Origin of the sequence: Natronosalvus rutilus (assembly GCF_024204665.1) — an archaeon.
GTDB lineage: Archaea > Halobacteriota > Halobacteria > Halobacteriales > Natrialbaceae > Natronosalvus > Natronosalvus rutilus.
The window spans coordinates 1-18,646 of the sequence record NZ_CP100356.1 but is presented as its reverse complement, the minus strand read 5'-3'; the positions used below and the strand labels follow the sequence as shown (position 1 = coordinate 18,646).

Here is an 18,646-nt window from a genome sequence, read left to right as displayed (position 1 = left end):
CGAGGCAAACGCAGATGGATCTAGAGCAAATCCAAACTGACGAAGCGTACGAGAGCAGTGCACCCCTTTCTCAGGCGATTCAACACGGCAACACTGTCTACGTCTCTGGTAACGTCCCGGTCGACCCCGAGACAGAGGAGCTCGTCGAAGGTGGCGTCGGGCCACAGACCCGACAGGTTCTGGAGAACGTCGAGGCGATTCTCGAAGAAGCCGGCACGTCCATGGATAATGTCATTCGAGCTGGTGTGTTCATGACTGACATGGACTCGTTCAGCGAGATGAACGAAGTGTATACAGAGTTCATGAGCGAACCGTACCCAGCACGGACCGCCGTCAAAGCTGAGATGGCCAATCCCGATATACTGGTCGAGATCGACGTCATCGCCGCCGTCGAGTAGTCCCAGAACACACCCGTTTTTTGAAATCGCGTCTGCGAGTCCCGATGCGCACCCAGCATCTGGGCAACGGTCGGTGATACTATCTATTTCGTTCTAATCAATTTTCGAGGGTGCTGTACAAAGCGAATCTTATTGGTAGCAGGTCGCTTCGAGCGAATTTTGTAGACAAGTGCCGGTGAGACAAATATATTGAAGAACACACTCACTAAAATCGACTTAGATTTGTATAATAAGATCTTGGGTGCGTGAGGAATCAATCAGTAACACCGGCCCCGGGGAGTATGATGTTATGATGAATATCATGGCGGGCCAGGGACGGATGGTCAAGACGAGAATACCTATCCATGAAATTTATGAACAGATTGTACTGGCAGCAACCATGCCAATGACGGTACTTCTTAAAATTGAGATGACGGATGATGTCAACCAAATATAGTCAACTGCCGAACGCATACAATTTTATACATTGCCTGCACATTTGCGTAATGATGACTGTGGACACAGTTATCGCCGGCGGGACAGTCGTAACTGCCGACGATATGTTTGAGGCCAGTGTTGCAATTGATGGAGAAGAAATTGTCGCGATAGGGTCGCGTGAGTCACTTCCTAATGCCGACGAGGAAATCGACGCGACCGGGAAATACGTCATGCCTGGGTTGATGGACGCACAGACTCACGTCCACGACCGCTCGTCGATCGACACACACGAGACGGCAGGGATGGCTGCGGCGGCTGGTGGAATCACCACGTACATGGACTTCTCGTGGATGTACGTTGACCACCAGCCCTATAATCCACCCCAGTCGCTTATGGAGGGGATTCGCGCGAAGCAAGAGAAAGCCGATGGAAAAGCCGTCGTTGATTATGCGCTCCACGGCGGCATCACTGACGACCAGGAGGGCGTACTGGACGAACTGGAGGAGGCACATGAGGCGGGGGTCACGTCATTCAAGATGTTTACCGGAGGTACATTTCCTGTCGGCTACGGCCTCATCAACCTCGTCATGGAGCGCCTTGGCGAACTTGGGGGTGTCGGCGTTTTCCACACCGAGGAAGCCGACGTATGCGATCGACTTCTCGAACGATTGAAAGATGAAGGGAAGGGCGAACCAAAATACTTCGCTGAATCTCGTCCAGACTACGCAGAAGCGATGGCTGCCGACACGGTACTCCGCTCCGCTCAAGCTCATGGAGCCAAGTACTTTGGTATCCACACCACCTCTCGCGCCGCCGCTGAGGTGATCGAACGCTACCGCGACGACGGGTCATTGGTTCGGGGTGAGACGTGCACACATTACCTCATCTACGACAAATCTGAGTTTGACCGACGCGGCAACCTCGTTAAGATAGCGCCACCGCTACGCGAGGCTGATGACGTCGAAGCGATGTACGAACATCTTGAAGACGGAACCCTGGACCTCATCTCGACGGACCATTGTTCATACCCGCGGGAGAAGAAGGAGGAAGTTGAGAACTTCTGGGAGTCCACCTCTGGTGCGAACCAGCTTCAGACCTCGGTCCCGGTGTTCTTCGACGAGGCGGTCAACAACCGCGGCTACTCCCCATCGTTCGTTGTCGAGAAGATGAGCACGGCTATCGCTGACACCTACGGGATGCCGAACAAGGGGACGCTCGACCCCGGAACCGACGCCGACATCGTCATCTTCGACCCCGAGGCGACCTACGAGGTTAACCCTGCGGACAACTTCTCGAAAGCCGACTTCAGCATCTACGAGGGCCGCGAGATTACGGGACGGGTCGACCAGACGTTTGTCCGCGGCGAGCTCGTCTACGATGACGGCGATATCCTGGTCAACGCTGGGTATGGCGACTTCGTCGCGCGCGAAATACCGAACTGGTCGGACAAGACCGAAGAGTAAGCACGGAAAAGCAGCGTCGGTTTTCCGGCCTGCGTTCGACAGGAGTGCCTGGATTAGCGCGTCACTGACGCCTCGACCGCCCCGACGGATTCCACGTAGGATCGTACCTTATCACCGGGTTCGATCGGTGCTGCGCCAGGCGTCCCGGTCGAGAACAGGTCGCCTGGCCGCAGCGTCATCACGCCCGAATGGAACGATATGAGTTCCGCCGGTGGGAACAGCATGTTCGCAACTTTATTCTCGGCTGCAATCGCGCCGTTTACTTCCGTCCGGACGGTCAAGTCGGCGAGGTCGAACCCATCCCCGGGGACCATGATAAGCGGTCCGGGGACGAGGAACGTATCGAAGCTCTTGGCGCGCGTCAGAAAGCGGGGGTTGCGCTGGAGAATATCCTCGGCAGTCATATCGATGATCGGGAGATAGCCCGCGACGACCTCGCTGACCTCGTTTTCGTCTATGCCGTGGCACTCTCGGCCCACGAGCACGCCGAGTTCGGCCTCAGCGGTCACTCGGTCCGTTCGATCTTGCGGAGGCAGTCGGATCGGCCCGCCCGGACCCGTGAGGGCGGTGTTTGGCTTCATGAAGCTCGCGGGCTCGTCGGGGCGCTGCTCGCCGAGGTCGCCTGCGTGTTCGGCGTAGTTGAGACCGATACCCCATATCTTCCCGAACTCGGCTAGTGGCGGGCCGAACGTCAAATCCGCGCGGTCCACGGGCTCGGCGAGCGCGTCGGCAGGGTCGCCGAGCGTCCCAGCCGCTGCGTACGAAAGCGCGTCGCGGACTGTTTCCGTGTCCGGGTGGACGGCGCCCAGTGGGACGAACCCCGACTCGTCCCCGAGTAGCGGCTGAGCATCCATCGTTCGTGCGAGGTATTTCATATCCACGTCAGTTGACCAGCCAGCCGCCCTCGGCTGCCACTTCGTGGCCGGTGACGTAGCGTGAATCCTCGCTCGCCAGGAATACGGCGACACGACCGATATCTTCCGGAACGCCGTAATAATCGACACACATCTGATCGAGGTACGTCTGCCGCTGTTCAGGATCGTCCAGCACATCGGCCATCATCTCGGTTCGGACGGGGCCCGGCATGATTCCATTCACGTTGACGCCCTCGCTGCCGAGTTCGGCGGCGAGAGAACGTGTCAAGTGTGAGATTCCGGCTTTCGATATGCAGTAGGCGGTGTTCGTCCCGCTGGCGCGTTTCGATCCCTGCGAGGAGATGTTGATGATTCGACCTTGGTCTGATTCGACGAGGTATGGAATCGCGTGTTTCGCACATAGAAATGGCCCCGTGAGATTGACAGCGAGCACCTTGTTCCAGAACTCAAGCGTGGTTTCGCTCGCTTTTCCCCGCCCGGCGATACCGGCGTTGTTCACGAGGATGTCAATACCGGCGAACTCCTCTGCCGCCACGTCCATCAACGATGAAACCTGATTTTCGTCGGTTACGTCCGTCTTGACGAACTCAGCCTCGTGTCCCATCTCTTCAACCACTTCAACCGTCGTCCCTCGTTCTTTCTCCTCGGGCAGCGTTGGTTCGTCATCGAGATCGGCGACGACGATGTCTGCTCCTTCGCGGGCGAGTTCGATAGCGATTCCGCGACCGATACCTGCAGCGCCGCCGGTAACGACGGCTGTCCTGTCCGTAAGGTCGATTCCCATGAACCTCAATGAGCGTGGTCTCAAAATAAAAGTTCGTATCTAAGTACCGCTACAACAGCAGAACAACCCAGTGCAATTCGGGAAGCCACTGGCTTTATATCTAGCAGGTGAGTAGCACCTGGTATGGCGGCAGACACTGATAAGTCAACCATGTCACCTGAAGACGCATACGACGTAGTACTTGAGAAGAGCCAACGGATACTCGATCTAGAGAAAGTGGATTTCCTCACCCGATGGGATTCTGACGTGATGATGCCAGTCGGCGGAGCACCCGCGCGGGCATCCCAGCGCTCGTCGATTGCAGCGGCACAGCACCGCTACAGGACCGACGACGACCTTGGTGAGGCGCTTGACTTGCTCGAAGATGCCGATCTTACGGAAGACCAAGATGCAATCGTTCGCGAGATGCGCCGGGAGTACGACGTTGAAACCAGCGTTCCCGAGGCAGTGAATGGCCAGATTTCGACAGTCATGTCACGTGCACATGAGGACTGGAAGCAGGCGAAAGAAGCCAATGACTGGTCAATATTTGGTCCAAGCATGGAGGATGTCGTGGACGCATGGATCGACTGGAGTGAACACGTCAACCCTGACGGCGACCCCTTCGAGACACTCTGGACGAAACGCTCGGGTTATCACGCTCAGCGCTACATCGACCTAGAGACCGTTGATCGCATCTTTGATGAACTGCGCGCGGAGTTGGTCCCCCTCATCAACGACATTCGTCTCAGCGACGCCGACCTCGCAACCGATGCGTTCACCGCTCGAGGACCGTACGATATCAATACCCAGCGACAACTCTGTGAGGACACGCTTGATGTCCTTGGACTTGACTGGGACCGCGCACGGCTGGACACTGCGCCACACCCGTTTTCCTACGGAACGCAACACGACGTTCGTATCACGACACGGTACTCGGAGGAGACGCCGATGACAGCGTTACAGGGAATCGTCCACGAGTTCGGACACACGGCCTACACACACAACCTTCCGCAGGACCACTACGGCGACCCGATCGGAGAGCCACGAGGGCTCGGAGTCCACGAGTCACAGTCCCGTTTCTTCGAGAATCACATTGCTCGGTCGAAACCGTTCTGGGAGCACTTCATGCCGACGGTGCGTGAACACTTTCCGCAGCTCGAGGATATCACATCACAGGAGGCCTACGAGGCGGTCAATCAGGTGTTCGAGGACAACCGGATCCGTGTCTCTGCCGACGAACTAACCTACCACATGCACATCATCCTCCGTACCGAAATCGAGCAGGCACTCGTTGCCCACGAAATCGGCATCGACGAGGTCCCCGATGTGTGGGCGGACAAGATGGAGGAGTACCTCGGTGTCCGGCCCGAGTCCGACGCCGAAGGTCCGCTGCAGGACCCCCACTGGGCCAGCCAGATTCCGGCATTCATCACCTACACCATCGGGAGCATGCTCGCAGCCCAGCTCAACGCGGCAATGCGCAAAGATCTGGCCGTCGACGAACTCGTTCGCGAGGGTAACTTCGAGCCGATTCACGACTGGCTCGAGGAACGGATTCAGCGACACGGCCAGCGGTACCGAACCGACGAGCTCATTGAGCGTGCGACCGGCGAACCTCTCACCGCCAAGTACTTCGTCGACTATGCCCGCGAAAAGTACGGTGAACTATACGCTCTCTAACCCTGAAAGGCAGAAAATCGACTGCTCAGTATGGTACGGATGTGGCCTCGCTCAGCCGCTCGAACGCGTCTTCCGAGAGGTCAACGTCCGTGGCGTCGATGTTCGCCTCGAGTTGGTCGACGGTCCGCGGTCCGATGACCGGGGCCGTTACCGCCGGATGTTGCAATAGCCAGGCGAGCGACACCTGAACCACTGAGGCATTGTACTCGTCTGCAACCTCGCGAACGGTGTCGAGTACGTCGAAGTTCTCATCGGTAAGGTACATTTCGCGGAAGCGATCTTCGTGAGCGCCGCGGGAACCCTCAGGTGGGGACTCGTCGCGCTCGTACTTCCCGGTCAGGAAGCCGCCGGCTAAGGGCGAGAACGGCATCAAGCCGAGACCGTACGACTCCACCATGGGCAGATACTCCGGTTCGATCTGCCGGTCGACGAGATTGACTATAATTTGCGTGTTGGTAAATGGCTCCCAGCCCTCTCTTTTGGCGATTTCGTTCGCCTTAACGACCTGCCAGGCGTTTGGATCTCGGTTGGACGCGCCGAGGTAATGGACACGGCCGTCATTGACGAAGCCGTTCAGAGTTCGCATGAACTCCGCGACCGGTGTCTCGTTGTCCCACCGGTGGATGTAAAGCAGATCGACGTAGTCAGTTCCCAGACGATTGAGAATGTTGTCAATTTGAGTGCGGAGGTGCTTGCGGTTGAGTCCCTGCGCATTCGGGTCGTCCTCACGTGTCGGCCAATAGATTTTCGAGGCGAGAATGAACTTGTCACGATCTTGTTCTCCGAGCCAGTCTCCAACGTACTCTTCAGCACGGCCGCCGCCGTAGACGTCCGCCATATCAATGAAGTTGCCACCAGCCTCGGCGTATCTGTCAAGCAGCCTGTGTGCCTGATCGCGGGAAATTTCCTTTTCTCCGTCGGAGCGCTGGCTTCCGAACCGAGCGGTACCGAGTGCAAGTTCGCTGACATTCAGGCCTGTCTTCCCAAGTTTGACTGTGTTGATTCCCATGACCATCACCTCTCATGCTCAGATGAAAATTCCGTCGATACCTGCAGTTCAGGCACCGCGTAGCCCCCGACGGTTCTAACACTCACAGTTATACCATGAGAGTGTGAGATCCTAACCATGTCAGATGCAGGCAAAGCCATCACCGCTGAGGGACCGGTAAACCCTGAAAACCTGGGCATCACACTTCCACACGAACACCTGTTTTCATCGTGGGGGCCAGAGAAATTCGACACACCCGAGTCCGCCTACGAGCGAAAACTCGCCCGTGAACCGATTTCTCTCGACAATCTCTGGTACGTCCGACGCAACCCGACCCAACACCAGGGGAACCTCCGATTAGAGTCAATGGAGGACGCCGTCAAGGAGGTCATGCACTTTTACCGGGCAGGTGGCGACACCATTGTTGACGTCACACCCAAGGGCACCAGTGCTGACCCAGTACGTGTCCGCGGCGTGGGTCGTGAAACGGACCTCAACTTCGTTCACGGAACGGCCTTTTATACCTACGACTCTCACCCCGACCGAATTGGCGACATTACGATCGACGAACTCGCAGAGGAATTCGTCAGTGATGTCAGCGAGGGAATCAACGATACATCCGTCCGAGCCGGTATCATCGGCGAAATCGGCACTTCCGGTGACATCCACGAGCAAGAAAAGAGAGTACTCCGGGCTGGGGCTCGGGCCTCGCTGGAGACCGGTGCTCCAGTAAGTGTCCACCCGCCCTCGAATCGCAACCCCGAGTGGCCACCGTCTAGGCGGGCGCTGCAGGTACTCGATATTCTTGAAGAGGAGGGACTACCGCTGGACCGAGTCGTCATCTGTCATATGGACCAGTCGAAGTGGCTCGGAGGATCAATGGAGTATCAACGACAGATTCTCGACCGCGGTGCGTACGTCGAGTTTGACCTGTTTGGGCATGATCTGTACTTCGCGCACGCTAAGGACGCCCAGCCATCGGACGTTGACCGGGCCGGTTATGTCGCGGAGCTAGTCGAAGACGGATACGCGGATCAGTTGTTACTCTCGCACGACATCTTTCTCAAACACCTCCTCCGAACGTACGGCGGTCACGGTTACGCGCATATCCTCACGAACGTGGTGCCGATGTTTGATGGGGCAGGCGTTCCTGACGAAGTCGTCGAACAGATCCTCACGACCAATCCACAGCGAATGCTGACGTTTGCGAAACCGCAGTAACAACAGTTGTCTGGTCTCAGTTCGCATTCTGTTCGTAAATTTCTTCGAACAGAATTCTCATCTCCGTACAGAGTTTTTCGAAGATTTCCTTGCCCTTCTCAGCGCTAGCGAACTCGGGGTTGCCGACGGCGCCGTTCTCTGAATACTCTTCTTCGAGCCGGTGGACTGAGAGCGGTCCACCGACAAACATATCATCGTATGCGTGTGTGTATGGTTCGTCGAGGTTCGCGCCCTCGATGAGATCACCTCGGACGAGGTCGGGGCGCAGGTGCATCATTATCGAAGTCTCCAGTTCTCCCGCGTGGTTCATTCCGCCAGGTTTGGAGTCTCGAATCTCGTCTATGAAATCCGCGGCAAGCCCAAAGTAAGTAATCGCCAATACCTCGATATCAGGGTGGTCGAGTCCGATGGCCTTGCTCGCGCCGCCGATAGCGTTGTGGTTGCCGCCGTGTCCGTTCAGGAAGAGCAGAGCATCGAACCCAGTTTCGAGGGCGGAAGACGCCATTTCTTCGTAGAATTCGACGAGTTTGCTGAACGTGACGTCGATGCGACCTGGGAACCCCACGTGGTACGGGGAGTTACCTGCCCACTGTGCTGGACCGATCAGGATCGGGATTTCGTCCATGACCAGCTTCGCGCCTTCGTGTGCTAACGCGTCGGCGCAGATGGTATCGGTCGAGACGGGCAGGTGTGGTCCGTGCTGTTCGATGCTTCCTACAGGGAGAACGAGAATCGAACCATCTTCTTCAGCAATTGCTTTGATTTCGGCGGCAGTCTTTCCGGCCCATGCGGTCGGTTGACTACCGAAACACTCGTACATACTTCGGGCGATGTCTGAATCCATCTTAAGGGTATCCCTGTACCAGCTGTGCCGGCCGCCACCCACTCACCTGTGATCTCCTATATAATACGTCGAGACATATGTGATGTCATGGCCGAAAACGTGACCACCGCCTCAGCAGTATCACTGGCAGAGAAAGTCCGTACGGGAGATCTATCGCCCGTCGATATCGTCGACGCGTACCTCGACCGTATTGACGAGCGGGACGATTCGCTCGGTTCGTACATCACAACCCTTGAAGAGCGTGCGCGGGCCGCCGCCCACAAGCAGGCCGCGGCTATCGCCGACGGATCGGATCCCGGTCTGCTTGTGGGGGTACCCGTTGGGGTGAAAGACATCGTCGATGTGGAGGGTGTGGCGACCACTCACGGTATCTCGTTGCTGACCGACAACACTGCCGAAGCAGACGACCCGGCAGTAGCTCGGCTGCGGAGCGAAGGCTCGATAGTGCTGGGAAAGACGAACACGCCGCCGTTCGCCCGGAGCGCGGTGACGGAGAGCGACCTAGTTGGGTACTGTTCGGCCCCCTTCGGCGAGGATTTCAATGCAGGTGGGTCATCGGGCGGTTCGGCGGCCGCTGTCGCGGCAGGGTTGGCGGCGATTGGTTACGGAACCGATGGTGGTGGCTCGATTCGAATTCCAGCATCCCTGTGCGGTGTCGTTGGATATAAACCGACGTTTGGGCTCATCCCGTGGGTGAATCGACCGGACGCGTTCGCCCACGCTCGTGGAAATCACGCCGGCCCGATAACCCGGACGGTGCCCGACGCTGCGCTCGTACTTGATGTTGTCTCGAATCCCGACCACAATGACCCGTTCTCACACCCCAAAACAAGCGAGAGATACCTGTCGGCGACCAAGGAGGATCCCCTCAACCTCGATATCGCCTACAGCCCGGACTTGGGGGTGTTCCCGGTCGCCGAAGCCGTCGAAGCAATCGTCGAAGATGCAGCCTCAGTGCTCGCGGACAAAACCTCTTCAACTCTTCACCGCCCTGATATCGACTTCGGCCTGTCGCTGGAAGAACTGGTCGCTCCCAAGTATCACAACTGGGGACCCGTCCACAACGCCGTCCTGACCGAGCGCGTCGCCGAAGAACACGGCATCGACCTCACTGAACATCCAGATATTCTTGGCAAATCATTCGTCGAATCCACCGAGAAGGGGTACGATATAGACGCAGTCTCATACAAACGAGTGAATGAAATCCATTCGAAGATTTACGACGTCCTCCAGGACGTGTTCGTGGAGTACGACCTACTCGTGACGCCGACGCTTTCGGTGACCCGCGTCGAGAATGGGACTGTCGGCCCGGAGATCATCGACGGTGAAGCCATCGATCCTGCGACCGACTGGTTCCTAACGTTCCCGTTCAACTTTGGCGGGCCGCCGGCGCTTTCCATCCCTGCTGGTACTGTCGACGGGCTCCCCGTTGGCCTACAGATTGCTGGACAGCGCTTTGCCGACGGTCTAGTCCTTGCAGCGGGCGCCGCACTCGAACGTGCCCAACCGTGGCACTACCTGTACAACAACCTCTGAGCTACCTGCTCGCTAGCCAGCCACCGTCGATTGGGATGGCTGTCCCAGTGATGTACCGGGCGGCGTCTGACGCCAGGAACCGGGTCAGTTGACCGACGTCCTCCGGTTCTCCGAAGTAAGGGAGCAGGACGTGTTCCTCATAAACCTCACGGCGTTCGGGGTCGTCGAACGTTCCTTGTGACATGCTAGTGTAGATGGGACCTGGGCAGAGGGCGTTGGCCGTCGTGCCGTCAGATCCGAAGTCGACGGCCAGTTGGCGGGTTAGGTTGACTACACCGCCTTTCGTCGCACAGTACCCGGCCCCCTTTGGCGTTCCCTCGAACGCGGCCGTCGACGCAAGGTTGACAATTCTTCCTGCTCCACTCTCGTTCAGATGAGAGGCCGCGTGCTTTGTCGTTAGGTACACGCTGGTGAGGTTGACGTCCACAATTTGCTCCCAATCCTCCCACCCGAGTTCGGTCACGGAACCGGGAACCGAGATGCCCGCGTTGTTGACCAGAATGTCGATGCCACCGAACGCTTCGACAGTCTCGCCGACTGTCGCTTTGACCGATGATTCATTTCCGACATCGCACTCGCTGAATAGGGCGTCGCCCCCGAAGTCCTCGATGACTTCGGTCGTCTCACCCCGTTCCTGCTCCTCCACCAGTTTCGGTTCTTTCCGGAGGTCTGTGACGGCGACGTTTGCACCGCCCCGTGCGAGTTCGATTGCGATTCCCCGACCGATACCGGCAGCTGCGCCAGTGACAAGTGCGGTTCTCCCTGTGAGGTCCATACGGTGCATCTGGGGAAGGGGAAGGTATAGATTGGGGGTTTGGCCGTCTGGGGTTTGATGTGCATAAATTTATCAGACCACGACAAGAGAACATCTATATGGCAGTTCAATCAGCTGAGGAGGCCTATCAGATAGTGCTGGAGCAGTCACAGCGCGTTATCGACCTCGAGAAGACGAACCAGCTCATGCGCTGGGATTCCGACGTGATGATGCCACCCGGTGGTGCTCCGGCACGGTCCAGTCAGCGAACGACACTTTCTGCCGCTCGACACAGGTACCTCACCGACGACAGGCTAGGGGAGGCGCTGAATGTGCTCGATGATGCAGACCTCGACGATGGACAGGAGGCAATCGTCAGAGAAGTACGACGCGAGTACACCACTGCGAGTCGGATTCCCGACGACCTGAACGATGAGATCAGCGCGATAAATTCTCGCGCTCATGAATCATGGAAAGAAGCACGCGAAGCGAACGACTGGTCGGCGTTCGGTCCGCTCGTTGCCGAGCACTTCGAGGTGAAGAAACAATGGTCGAACCATGTCGATCCGGACGGTGACCCTTACGAGGTAATCTGGAGCCAGCGAACCGGCTACCTCGGCCAGCCTCACATATCTCTCGAAACGGTCGATCGAATTTTCGATACACTCCGCGAAGAACTCGTTCCACTCATCGAAGATATTCATGAGAGCGGCACAGACCTTGCGACCGACGCCCTGTCTAGCGAGAGTGGCGAATTCGACACCGCAACGCAGAAAGAGTTGAACAGAGCCGCCCTCGATGCGGTCGGACTCGATTGGGATCGTACACGGTTTGACATCGCACCCCACCCCTTCTCGTTCGGGAATCCGTACGATGTTAGGATGACGACTCGGTACGACGAGACGGATCTTACCGAGGCACTCACCGGGACCCTCCACGAGTTCGGTCACACGGCGTACGCTCACGGACTTTCCCAGGAACAGTACGGGACACCGCTTGGGGAGCCGCGCGGAATCGGAATTCACGAGTCACAGTCTCGTTTCTTTGAGAACCACGTTGGTCGAACCCAGGCGTTCTGGGAGCACTTCATGCCGACGGTTCGTGAGCACTACCCCCAATTGGAGGATGTCACCGCTCGTGAGGCCTACGAGGCGGTCAACCAGGTGTTCAAGGATAATTTCATCAGGGTCGAGGCTGACGAGCTGACATACCACATGCACATCATCCTCCGAACTGAGATAGAGCGTGATCTCTTCCACAACCGGATCACCGCCGATGAAATTCCGGAACTCTGGAACGACAAAATGGAAGACTACCTTGGTATTCGACCATCGACCGACAACGAAGGCTGTCTACAAGACCCACACTGGTCGCGGAGTCTACCAGGGTTTATTGGCTACACCATTGGCAGTGTTCTCGCCGCACAACTTGACGCAGCAATGCGCGAAGAACTAAATGAGGATGTTGATGAGCTCATTCGTGATTGTGAACTCGGCCCGATTCGAGAGTGGTTGACCGAGAACGTCCACAGTCATGGGCAGTTCTTCCGCGCCGATGAACTGGTTAGGGAGGCGACCGGCGAGGACCTGACCGCCGACTACTTCGTCGAATACGTCAACGAAAAGTACCGTGACCTGTACGACCTTGATTGACCATCGGAGAATCTGAACAGGGGAACACCCCACGGTGGTTTCAAAGGGTAATATCGTGTTCGCACCGAAGTCGGGGAAGAGCCTTTCTCCCTCGATGACCCTCCTAGGACACTGACGCTCTCTACACCATCCTTCCAGAGTGAATTTGTGAAACGATTTCAGTCACGTACCTGCTCGATGCACAACTACGTATCCTTGATGACACCACCAGACGTATCTCCGAGTGATACGCTCGGTGATAGGAACCTATGAGGTATAACAGTTTAATAGAGGGAATCGATGCGTCTCAGAAACAAACTCGAACGGCTCGGCTCAAATTTCAGGAGAGGGAGTAGGCCGAATCTCACTACTTCTTTCCACTCCGTGATCGAGATGTACTGGTGAACTATTCACAGCGTATCACGTTCCACACAAAGTAATCAAAGAGATGACATTCGTGCAGGCTCAACGTTCGAGATTAGTACCCCCCCCCCCCCCACCACCGTTCGTTTTGAAGAAGAAATCAACCAGTTCAAAATCGGCACGGTTGACAGCGCGGGCAGCAAGTTCGCTGACGATCCTGTTCGCGAATTCGTCAGGGAGTTCGGTGACTAAGGTCATCATTTCGACGAGCAACGCCGAGGGCCAGAAGTGCACTGACGAGGAGACAGACCACGAGGCCCATAAACGCGACAGTGAAATCGAATTTGTCAGAGATGAACCCGACGATACTGGGTCCGAGACTCGCGAGACCGACGTATCCGGCACTAAATGCGCCGTAGTCTCCGCCTTTAGTCTCTTCCGGGAAGAGGTCCACCATGTACGACTGGAGAGCGGGCCAGATTGCGGCGAGCCCTGCACCCAGGATACAGATACTGAAAATGATCAGAACGATTGTTTCGACAAATATCACCATCACTAACCCGACGCTCGTGATTCCGGCGACTACGGCGACAATGTACGGAACAGGATACAGGTCAGATATCCGCCCGGTGAGTAGATTCGAGCCGGCGCCGACGAGAAACAGGAGCGCAAAAAGATTATTCGCAAACGTCGCCGAAATCGCCTTCTCGGCCTGAAGGAACATCGGGAGGAATGTTATTACGCCCTGCCAAGCAGTCCCAAAGAGTGTTCCGACGACGAGCATTCGTCGAACCTGAGCTGATTGAAGTAGTCGAAAAACCGTGTCACGGATGTCGAATTCGGGTCGAGAAATCTGGTACTGTTCGTAATTCCAGTAGTGCAGCGCTGGCAAGAGAATGCAGAGAACGAACACGATAGGGAGAAATGCCGAGCGCCACGACTCTGAAGCGATGGCGACGTTGCCTAGACCGGCACCGAGGATCCCTGCGAAATAAATCGAGCTGTTGTTGATGCCGAGCGCCTGCCCTTGTTTCGATGTGAACAGATCCGACAGCCACGCAATCACAGCCGTCGAGTAGAGACCGATGCCGACCCCGACACCGATAATGGCGAGCAGAAAAGTCGAATAATTCCAGACCATTGTGAGGATTGTGAACCCTCCTGTCGTGATGACCAGTCCAACTACCAGCACCGTCTTTCGCGAGAGCTGGTCGGAGAGTTGTCCGCCCGGATACCGGACGATAGCTGTGAATCCGAACATCATGGTCATTGCAATTCCTGCAGCGAACGACGAAATATTGAGAGAGTCCGTAATCGTCGGCAATAGCGGCGAGAGAGCGAACCTCCCGGTTGTGAACGTTATAGTTCCCACAGTCACGAGCCACAGCTGTCGTCCAGTTCGCCCCCGAATTAACGACTCACGAGGGGTTGTCGAGGCGCTCACAGTCGACTCCACTCAGGCACACTATTCAAACCACCCGATTTCGTGAGAAGTAGTACGTTACTCCATCGGTACTTCAGCTTCGATCTCTATCATCACCGGCGAATCACCGAGCGGTCGCGTTCCGATGACCGTCTGGCACGGATACGGTTCCGAGAACACCTCATTATAGACCTTTTTGTATCCGTCCAATGTCTCCTGTTTCCCCATGATGTAGACAGTAATCTTCGCAATGTCGTTGAAGTCCTTCTCCACTTCTTCGAGCAGTATTCCTATGTTCTCGAAGGTCTTTCGTGACTGCGTCTCGAGGTCGTCGCCCACGATGTTCCCATCGCTGTCCCGAGGAACCTGCCCCGCCATGTAAATATTTCCACCGTCAACGATTACATGATTGTATGGTGTTTCTGCGAGTTCGTCTGGACTGATGGCTCTACGTACCATATGTGGTCATCCCACCCTTGACAAATAAATCATACCCTCTATTGAAAGAACGGTGTATCCACCGGAAGCTTAGATATTGGTTTCGGCCGTAACGAAATCAGCTACAACGTCAGACCAGCGCGCTGCCTTGTCAGTCATCACGTGATGTTTAGTATCATGCCAAATGTGAATCTCGCTGTTTGGAAGTTGTTCGAATAGGCGAACGCCCATGTCGAATCCCTCGTCGCGCTCATAGGCAGGGAGTGTTTCCGGATGTATCTCGACAAGTTTTTTGTCTGGATTGTCCGCAGGCTCATCCGCCTGTCGTGGCCAGCCCTCGTACGGTTTTGTTCCCCACGTGATAAGTACAGGCTGCTTGACGTTCGAAGCAGCCTCAGTGATGTGTGTTCCATTGTAGCTCAGTGCTTCATTGAGCGACTCAGCGGAGGTCTGTATATTTCGACTCCGTGCGTTAGTAAATTTCCAGTTACGTTTCTGGATTTCGTAAACTCGTTCGATCGCTTCCTCGGTGATTCCAACTTGGAAGAGTGGATGATTGTCGGGCCGGACAAGATGGTTTTCTTCGAAATCTTCTAGGAACTCACGAGCGCCTTCTAGGGTGGGTTCGTCCGACTCGAGGTTGCCTGGGACTTCCCCCTTGACTAGTTTCCGAGAGGCAGACCCGGCGTTAACGACAACGAGTTTCTCTACGAGGTCAGGGTACTCTAGGCCGAGATAGACTGCTTGGTACCCAGCCCTGCTATTTCCCGCGACAGTGGCGGTATCGATGTTGAGTTTCCTCAGAAAGCTCGCGATGAAATCCGCGCGCTTCCGAGGCATGTAATCACGTTCATCACGCGGAGCGGTGAAGCCGAACCCGGGCTGATCAAGCGCGATTACTCTGCAGGATTCACTCAGTAGGCCGATAACTGCACCCCAGTTAAGTTCGGCACATGAGGTTAGTCCGCCGCCGTGAAGGAGAACAATGGCGTCTCCGGAGCCCTCGTCGTAATAGTGGACATCTGTGCCGTCAACCGTTACATACTGGCCGCTATCGATAAGTTGCTCCCACTCTGTTGGCATGTGAACGTTTGTGATACGGACGAGGGGAGTTCTAAGCTTTTCGGCTCTCAGAGCTGTTAACCGTTACAGCGTCACCATAACAGTTAATCGCTGTGCAAGTAATGTGCGTGATATGGATCTCAGGCCGATTCGAGCAACCGAAATCCAGGAAGTCGTGAGAAATCTCTGGCGACCGTTCGCTGAAGACATGGAGTCGCGAAACAAACGTTTTGAACTCGCTGACGACGCAGAACAGGCGATGGCATCCAACTTCAGCAACGGATTACGCCAAGACGATGTGTTCATTTTCGTAGCTGAGGTGGACAACGAGGTGATTGGCTACCTCCTTTTTGAGATTCGGGACGCTCCGCCAATTTTTACTCGCGAACGCGACTGTGCACTCGACCAATTGTACGTCAAACCGGAATATCGTGGGGAAGGAATTGGCCAGGCGCTAATTGACCGAGCAGTGATGATTGGTGAAGAGAAGGGTGCTGAGACCATTGTGCTCACGATTGATGCAAAAAACGAGGGCGCGCTCAAGTTTTTTGACGATCTCGGATACAATATCTGGCGCCACCATCTTTTCAAACCTATTTAAACGTCTTTGCGGAGATATCTCGTTTTCATACACCAGCTGGCTCATCCTTTCCACGAATATATCATATAGCTATATATGGTTCATCATACGTTGAACGGGGGCAGGTCTGTATAATGTATTTTGATTTTCGCTTTCAAAACAGCCAGGAATACAGCTGTATAAAAATGTCTGGACCGGTCCCCCCGTCCGAAAGTTGCGACATCAATAACCAACCGAAAGTCGGGATATATTGTAGTATCTGACCAAGGCCAGTATCAACTGTACTTGACAGGTTTTTCACTAATCACGACTCGAGATGCCTTTGCCCTCGGCGAATCTAACACGCTGTCAACTAGCCGATGTGCAGTTTCCAACATCAAAAGGTGAAGGGGAAAACTGAGAACTTTGTGTTGGCGCCGCATCAACTCCGTATCAAATTCAGTGAATCAATGATTCACTGATCGGTATCTTGCTTGGCGAGTTCACGTATTTTTTCCTTCGTTTCGTCTTGGTGCTCGCCGAATGCCACCTCGAAGACACCGCGATAGAAGTGCTTGTTCTTCTCCAGGGTGACGTCCTCACGCTTGAGTTGCTTTTTCAGGCGGGTGAACGTGATCTCGATGTCCTCACTTTGCTCAGGTTCAACGTAGATCGTGGCTGAATCCCAATCCTTGCGGATGTTCAGCGGTTCGTCGTCTATTCCTTCTATCTCACTGGTTGAGGGATCTGTATTTGCCGTAGAAGTGGTCCTCTGCTGTTTCGTATCTTGTTCGGATGCCGCAATTGCTTTGCGACCTTGTCCTTCTGATTCCGACGTTCTCGTGGTCTCTTCTTCAGTAACAGCATCATCTTCTTCACCTGAAGGATCCTCGAAACGCTCATCCATTCCTCGAGGCATATTTACACCTCCACCTGCGTTTTGTCGAATGCCCGTTCCATGGTCTCTGCAACCTCTACGAAGAGGTCACGCTCTACTTGTTGGTCGTTCGCGTCCTCCCATTCGAAAATATCTTGTCCATTATCCCAGGCGCGCTGGATTGCTACGCGCATCGGGAGTTTGAAAATCGGGGCCATAGATGCGAACGACTCGTCGAATTCATCTAGGAATTTCTGTGATTGACCGTCGTCCCGGTACATATTCGCCAGGAGTCCGACGATTGCGATCTCTATTTGCTGGTTGTCCTCTATCGATTCCAGTTGATCCCACAGGTCGTCCAGGGCATCTCGTGACGTTGCTTGGGTTTGTGCAGCTAAGAAGACGTTTTGTGCTGCAATGAACGCTGCATCCGTCAAAACCGAGAGGTCAGGAGGGCAATCGATGAGGATGAAATCGTAGTCGTACCCGTCCTCAACCAGTCCCTCGAGGGCGAGTTTCAACGAGAGACGGGCGTTCGCATCGTCCATCCAATCTCGAGCGAGGCCCATGTCCTTGTGGCTCGGTACGATATCGAAGTTCAGGTGGTCATATTCGTCGGCTTCAATTACGATCTCTGAAAGGTTTGTATTGTGCGTACGCGGGTTGTCGACGAGAACGTCCAGGAGGTTCGCATCATCCGTAACAAGCGTGTTTGGAAGGCCGTTCTTTGGGCTCGAGGGGTCGTTCTCGTCGCCCGGACCCAGTCCAAGTCCCTTCGTCATGTCGGCCTGTGGATCCATATCGATTGCAAGAACGTCGTGGCCACGTGTGCCCAACGCCGCTGCGCTGTTAATTGTCGCCGTTGTTTTTCCGGTTCCACCTTTCTGATTCCCGAAGGCAATTGTCGGGATGCCAGTCGATGGCGTAACGCCCCATCCGCGAGGTAATTCGGACATGATTGGATCATTGAATCAATGACTCATAAATCCACGTCAGACATTTCGCTACGGTTCTATTCTCCCTTTTCTGTTGAATATCGGGAGTACGGGCATTGTATGCTGTGAATTCAGGAATTGAATGTATCTCATTGATTCATGGATTCAGTGAATCAGAGCTTCCTAAACTCATTGCATCATGTAATCGTTCACTCCCTGATTAGCGTTCTTGGGAGTTGCTGAGCTCTCGATCTATGGCTCCACACCATTCTCAATTCATAACATCAGTGATTCATGGAATCAATGAGTTCAGCCTAAGTCTATCGGAGTCTTTGAGTCAGATGCTCTGCGAATCAGTTATTCATGATCTCTGGGAATATCTGAATCACTGATTCATGGATTCATGGACTCAGTGA

At 55.2% G+C, this 18,646-nt stretch carries 17 protein-coding genes; 7 read left to right on the top strand and 10 right to left on the bottom strand.

Going from position 1 to position 18,646, the window contains the following annotated elements; genetic code table 11:
- Positions 1-14 precede the first annotated feature (14 nt).
- Together NGM29_RS18510 and NGM29_RS18505 are read left to right on the top strand one after the other, a co-directional pair.
- The gene (locus NGM29_RS18510) at positions 15-398 is read left to right on the top strand and encodes a Rid family detoxifying hydrolase (protein WP_254160972.1); all 384 of its coding nucleotides are present in this window, start codon (positions 15-17) and stop codon (positions 396-398) included.
- Positions 399-883: 485 nt separating this feature from the next.
- Positions 884-2,278: a dihydroorotase gene (locus tag NGM29_RS18505; RefSeq protein WP_311136854.1), complete on the top strand. Its 1,395-nt coding sequence runs from the start codon at positions 884-886 to the stop codon at positions 2,276-2,278.
- Between the two features lie 53 nt (positions 2,279-2,331).
- Here NGM29_RS18505 and NGM29_RS18500 read toward each other — a convergent pair whose 3' ends face one another.
- On the bottom strand, positions 2,332-3,153 hold the full coding sequence (locus NGM29_RS18500; protein WP_254160970.1) for a fumarylacetoacetate hydrolase family protein: 822 nt from the start codon (positions 3,151-3,153) through the stop codon (positions 2,332-2,334).
- 7 nt (positions 3,154-3,160) lie between these two features.
- A complete protein-coding gene (locus tag NGM29_RS18495) occupies positions 3,161-3,937 on the bottom strand; it encodes an SDR family NAD(P)-dependent oxidoreductase (RefSeq protein ID WP_254160968.1) in 777 nt (258 codons plus the stop codon).
- Between the two features lie 123 nt (positions 3,938-4,060).
- Here NGM29_RS18495 and NGM29_RS18490 point away from each other — a divergent pair, with 123 nt between their 5' ends.
- Positions 4,061-5,599: a carboxypeptidase M32 gene (locus NGM29_RS18490; protein ID WP_254160967.1), complete on the top strand. Its 1,539-nt coding sequence runs from the start codon at positions 4,061-4,063 to the stop codon at positions 5,597-5,599.
- A 25-nt stretch (positions 5,600-5,624) separates the two neighbouring features.
- Here NGM29_RS18490 and NGM29_RS18485 read toward each other — a convergent pair whose 3' ends face one another.
- A complete protein-coding gene (locus tag NGM29_RS18485; RefSeq protein ID WP_254160965.1) occupies positions 5,625-6,608 on the bottom strand; it encodes an aldo/keto reductase in 984 nt (327 codons plus the stop codon).
- A gap of 117 nt (positions 6,609-6,725) precedes the next feature.
- Between NGM29_RS18485 and NGM29_RS18480 the strand changes: the two genes are divergently transcribed.
- Positions 6,726-7,808 (top strand): phosphotriesterase family protein, encoded by a 1,083-nt coding sequence (locus NGM29_RS18480; RefSeq protein ID WP_254160963.1) that lies wholly within the window; start codon positions 6,726-6,728, stop codon positions 7,806-7,808.
- 16 nt (positions 7,809-7,824) lie between these two features.
- Here the strand turns inward: NGM29_RS18480 and NGM29_RS18475 are convergent, their stop codons facing one another.
- Entirely contained in the window at positions 7,825-8,628 is an 804-nt protein-coding gene (locus NGM29_RS18475; protein WP_254160961.1) for a creatininase family protein, read from the bottom strand.
- Positions 8,629-8,739: 111 nt separating this feature from the next.
- Between NGM29_RS18475 and NGM29_RS18470 the strand changes: the two genes are divergently transcribed.
- On the top strand, positions 8,740-10,188 hold the full coding sequence (locus tag NGM29_RS18470; protein ID WP_254160959.1) for an amidase: 1,449 nt from the start codon (positions 8,740-8,742) through the stop codon (positions 10,186-10,188).
- Position 10,189: 1 nt separating this feature from the next.
- Here the strand turns inward: NGM29_RS18470 and NGM29_RS18465 are convergent, their stop codons facing one another.
- Positions 10,190-10,963, bottom strand: coding sequence for an SDR family NAD(P)-dependent oxidoreductase (locus tag NGM29_RS18465; protein ID WP_254160957.1), 774 nt, complete (start codon positions 10,961-10,963; stop codon positions 10,190-10,192).
- A gap of 98 nt (positions 10,964-11,061) precedes the next feature.
- Between NGM29_RS18465 and NGM29_RS18460 the strand changes: the two genes are divergently transcribed.
- Positions 11,062-12,594 (top strand): carboxypeptidase M32, encoded by a 1,533-nt coding sequence (locus tag NGM29_RS18460; RefSeq protein ID WP_254160955.1) that lies wholly within the window; start codon positions 11,062-11,064, stop codon positions 12,592-12,594.
- Positions 12,595-13,168: 574 nt separating this feature from the next.
- Here the strand turns inward: NGM29_RS18460 and NGM29_RS18455 are convergent.
- From NGM29_RS18455 to NGM29_RS18445, 3 genes are all read right to left on the bottom strand, one after another.
- The gene (locus tag NGM29_RS18455; RefSeq protein ID WP_254160953.1) at positions 13,169-14,308 is read right to left on the bottom strand and encodes an MFS transporter; all 1,140 of its coding nucleotides are present in this window, start codon (positions 14,306-14,308) and stop codon (positions 13,169-13,171) included.
- A gap of 129 nt (positions 14,309-14,437) precedes the next feature.
- Positions 14,438-14,818, bottom strand: coding sequence for a RidA family protein (locus NGM29_RS18450; protein ID WP_254160951.1), 381 nt, complete (start codon positions 14,816-14,818; stop codon positions 14,438-14,440).
- A 69-nt stretch (positions 14,819-14,887) separates the two neighbouring features.
- Positions 14,888-15,880 carry an alpha/beta fold hydrolase gene (locus NGM29_RS18445; protein WP_254160949.1) on the bottom strand — a complete coding sequence of 331 codons (993 nt, stop codon included), beginning with the start codon at positions 15,878-15,880 and terminating at the stop codon, positions 14,888-14,890.
- A 112-nt stretch (positions 15,881-15,992) separates the two neighbouring features.
- Here NGM29_RS18445 and NGM29_RS18440 point away from each other — a divergent pair, with 112 nt between their 5' ends.
- The gene (locus NGM29_RS18440) at positions 15,993-16,460 is read left to right on the top strand and encodes a GNAT family N-acetyltransferase (RefSeq protein ID WP_254160947.1); all 468 of its coding nucleotides are present in this window, start codon (positions 15,993-15,995) and stop codon (positions 16,458-16,460) included.
- A gap of 433 nt (positions 16,461-16,893) precedes the next feature.
- On the opposite strand, the gene NGM29_RS18435 is transcribed toward NGM29_RS18440, so the two are convergent.
- Complete coding sequence (locus tag NGM29_RS18435) at positions 16,894-17,325, bottom strand: DUF8160 family protein (protein ID WP_254161251.1); 432 nt, start codon at positions 17,323-17,325, stop codon at positions 16,894-16,896.
- Between the two features lie 14 nt (positions 17,326-17,339).
- On the bottom strand, positions 17,340-18,251 hold the full coding sequence (locus tag NGM29_RS18430) for a ParA family protein (RefSeq protein WP_254160945.1): 912 nt from the start codon (positions 18,249-18,251) through the stop codon (positions 17,340-17,342).
- Positions 18,252-18,646: the final 395 nt, after the last annotated feature.

What these genes read in the sequence shown, in the direction of transcription:
- NGM29_RS18475 (WP_254160961.1), bottom strand. Translation starts at nt 8,628, where the DNA reads ATGTACGAGTGTTTCGGTAGTCAACCGACCGCATGGGCCGGAAAGACT.
- NGM29_RS18430 (WP_254160945.1), bottom strand. Translation starts at nt 18,251, where the DNA reads ATGTCCGAATTACCTCGCGGATGGGGCGTTACGCCATCGACTGGCATC.
- NGM29_RS18480 (WP_254160963.1), top strand. Translation starts at nt 6,726, where the DNA reads ATGTCAGATGCAGGCAAAGCCATCACCGCTGAGGGACCGGTAAACCCT.
- NGM29_RS18440 (WP_254160947.1), top strand. Translation starts at nt 15,993, where the DNA reads ATGGATCTCAGGCCGATTCGAGCAACCGAAATCCAGGAAGTCGTGAGA.
- NGM29_RS18510 (WP_254160972.1), top strand. Translation starts at nt 15, where the DNA reads ATGGATCTAGAGCAAATCCAAACTGACGAAGCGTACGAGAGCAGTGCA.
- NGM29_RS18445 (WP_254160949.1), bottom strand. Translation starts at nt 15,880, where the DNA reads ATGCCAACAGAGTGGGAGCAACTTATCGATAGCGGCCAGTATGTAACG.
- NGM29_RS18435 (WP_254161251.1), bottom strand. Translation starts at nt 17,325, where the DNA reads ATGGATGAGCGTTTCGAGGATCCTTCAGGTGAAGAAGATGATGCTGTT.
- NGM29_RS18505 (WP_311136854.1), top strand. Translation starts at nt 884, where the DNA reads ATGATGACTGTGGACACAGTTATCGCCGGCGGGACAGTCGTAACTGCC.
- NGM29_RS18500 (WP_254160970.1), bottom strand. Translation starts at nt 3,153, where the DNA reads ATGAAATACCTCGCACGAACGATGGATGCTCAGCCGCTACTCGGGGAC.
- NGM29_RS18460 (WP_254160955.1), top strand. Translation starts at nt 11,062, where the DNA reads ATGGCAGTTCAATCAGCTGAGGAGGCCTATCAGATAGTGCTGGAGCAG.
- NGM29_RS18485 (WP_254160965.1), bottom strand. Translation starts at nt 6,608, where the DNA reads ATGGGAATCAACACAGTCAAACTTGGGAAGACAGGCCTGAATGTCAGC.
- NGM29_RS18465 (WP_254160957.1), bottom strand. Translation starts at nt 10,963, where the DNA reads ATGGACCTCACAGGGAGAACCGCACTTGTCACTGGCGCAGCTGCCGGT.
- NGM29_RS18490 (WP_254160967.1), top strand. Translation starts at nt 4,061, where the DNA reads ATGGCGGCAGACACTGATAAGTCAACCATGTCACCTGAAGACGCATAC.
- NGM29_RS18495 (WP_254160968.1), bottom strand. Translation starts at nt 3,937, where the DNA reads ATGGGAATCGACCTTACGGACAGGACAGCCGTCGTTACCGGCGGCGCT.
- NGM29_RS18470 (WP_254160959.1), top strand. Translation starts at nt 8,740, where the DNA reads ATGGCCGAAAACGTGACCACCGCCTCAGCAGTATCACTGGCAGAGAAA.
- NGM29_RS18450 (WP_254160951.1), bottom strand. Translation starts at nt 14,818, where the DNA reads ATGGTACGTAGAGCCATCAGTCCAGACGAACTCGCAGAAACACCATAC.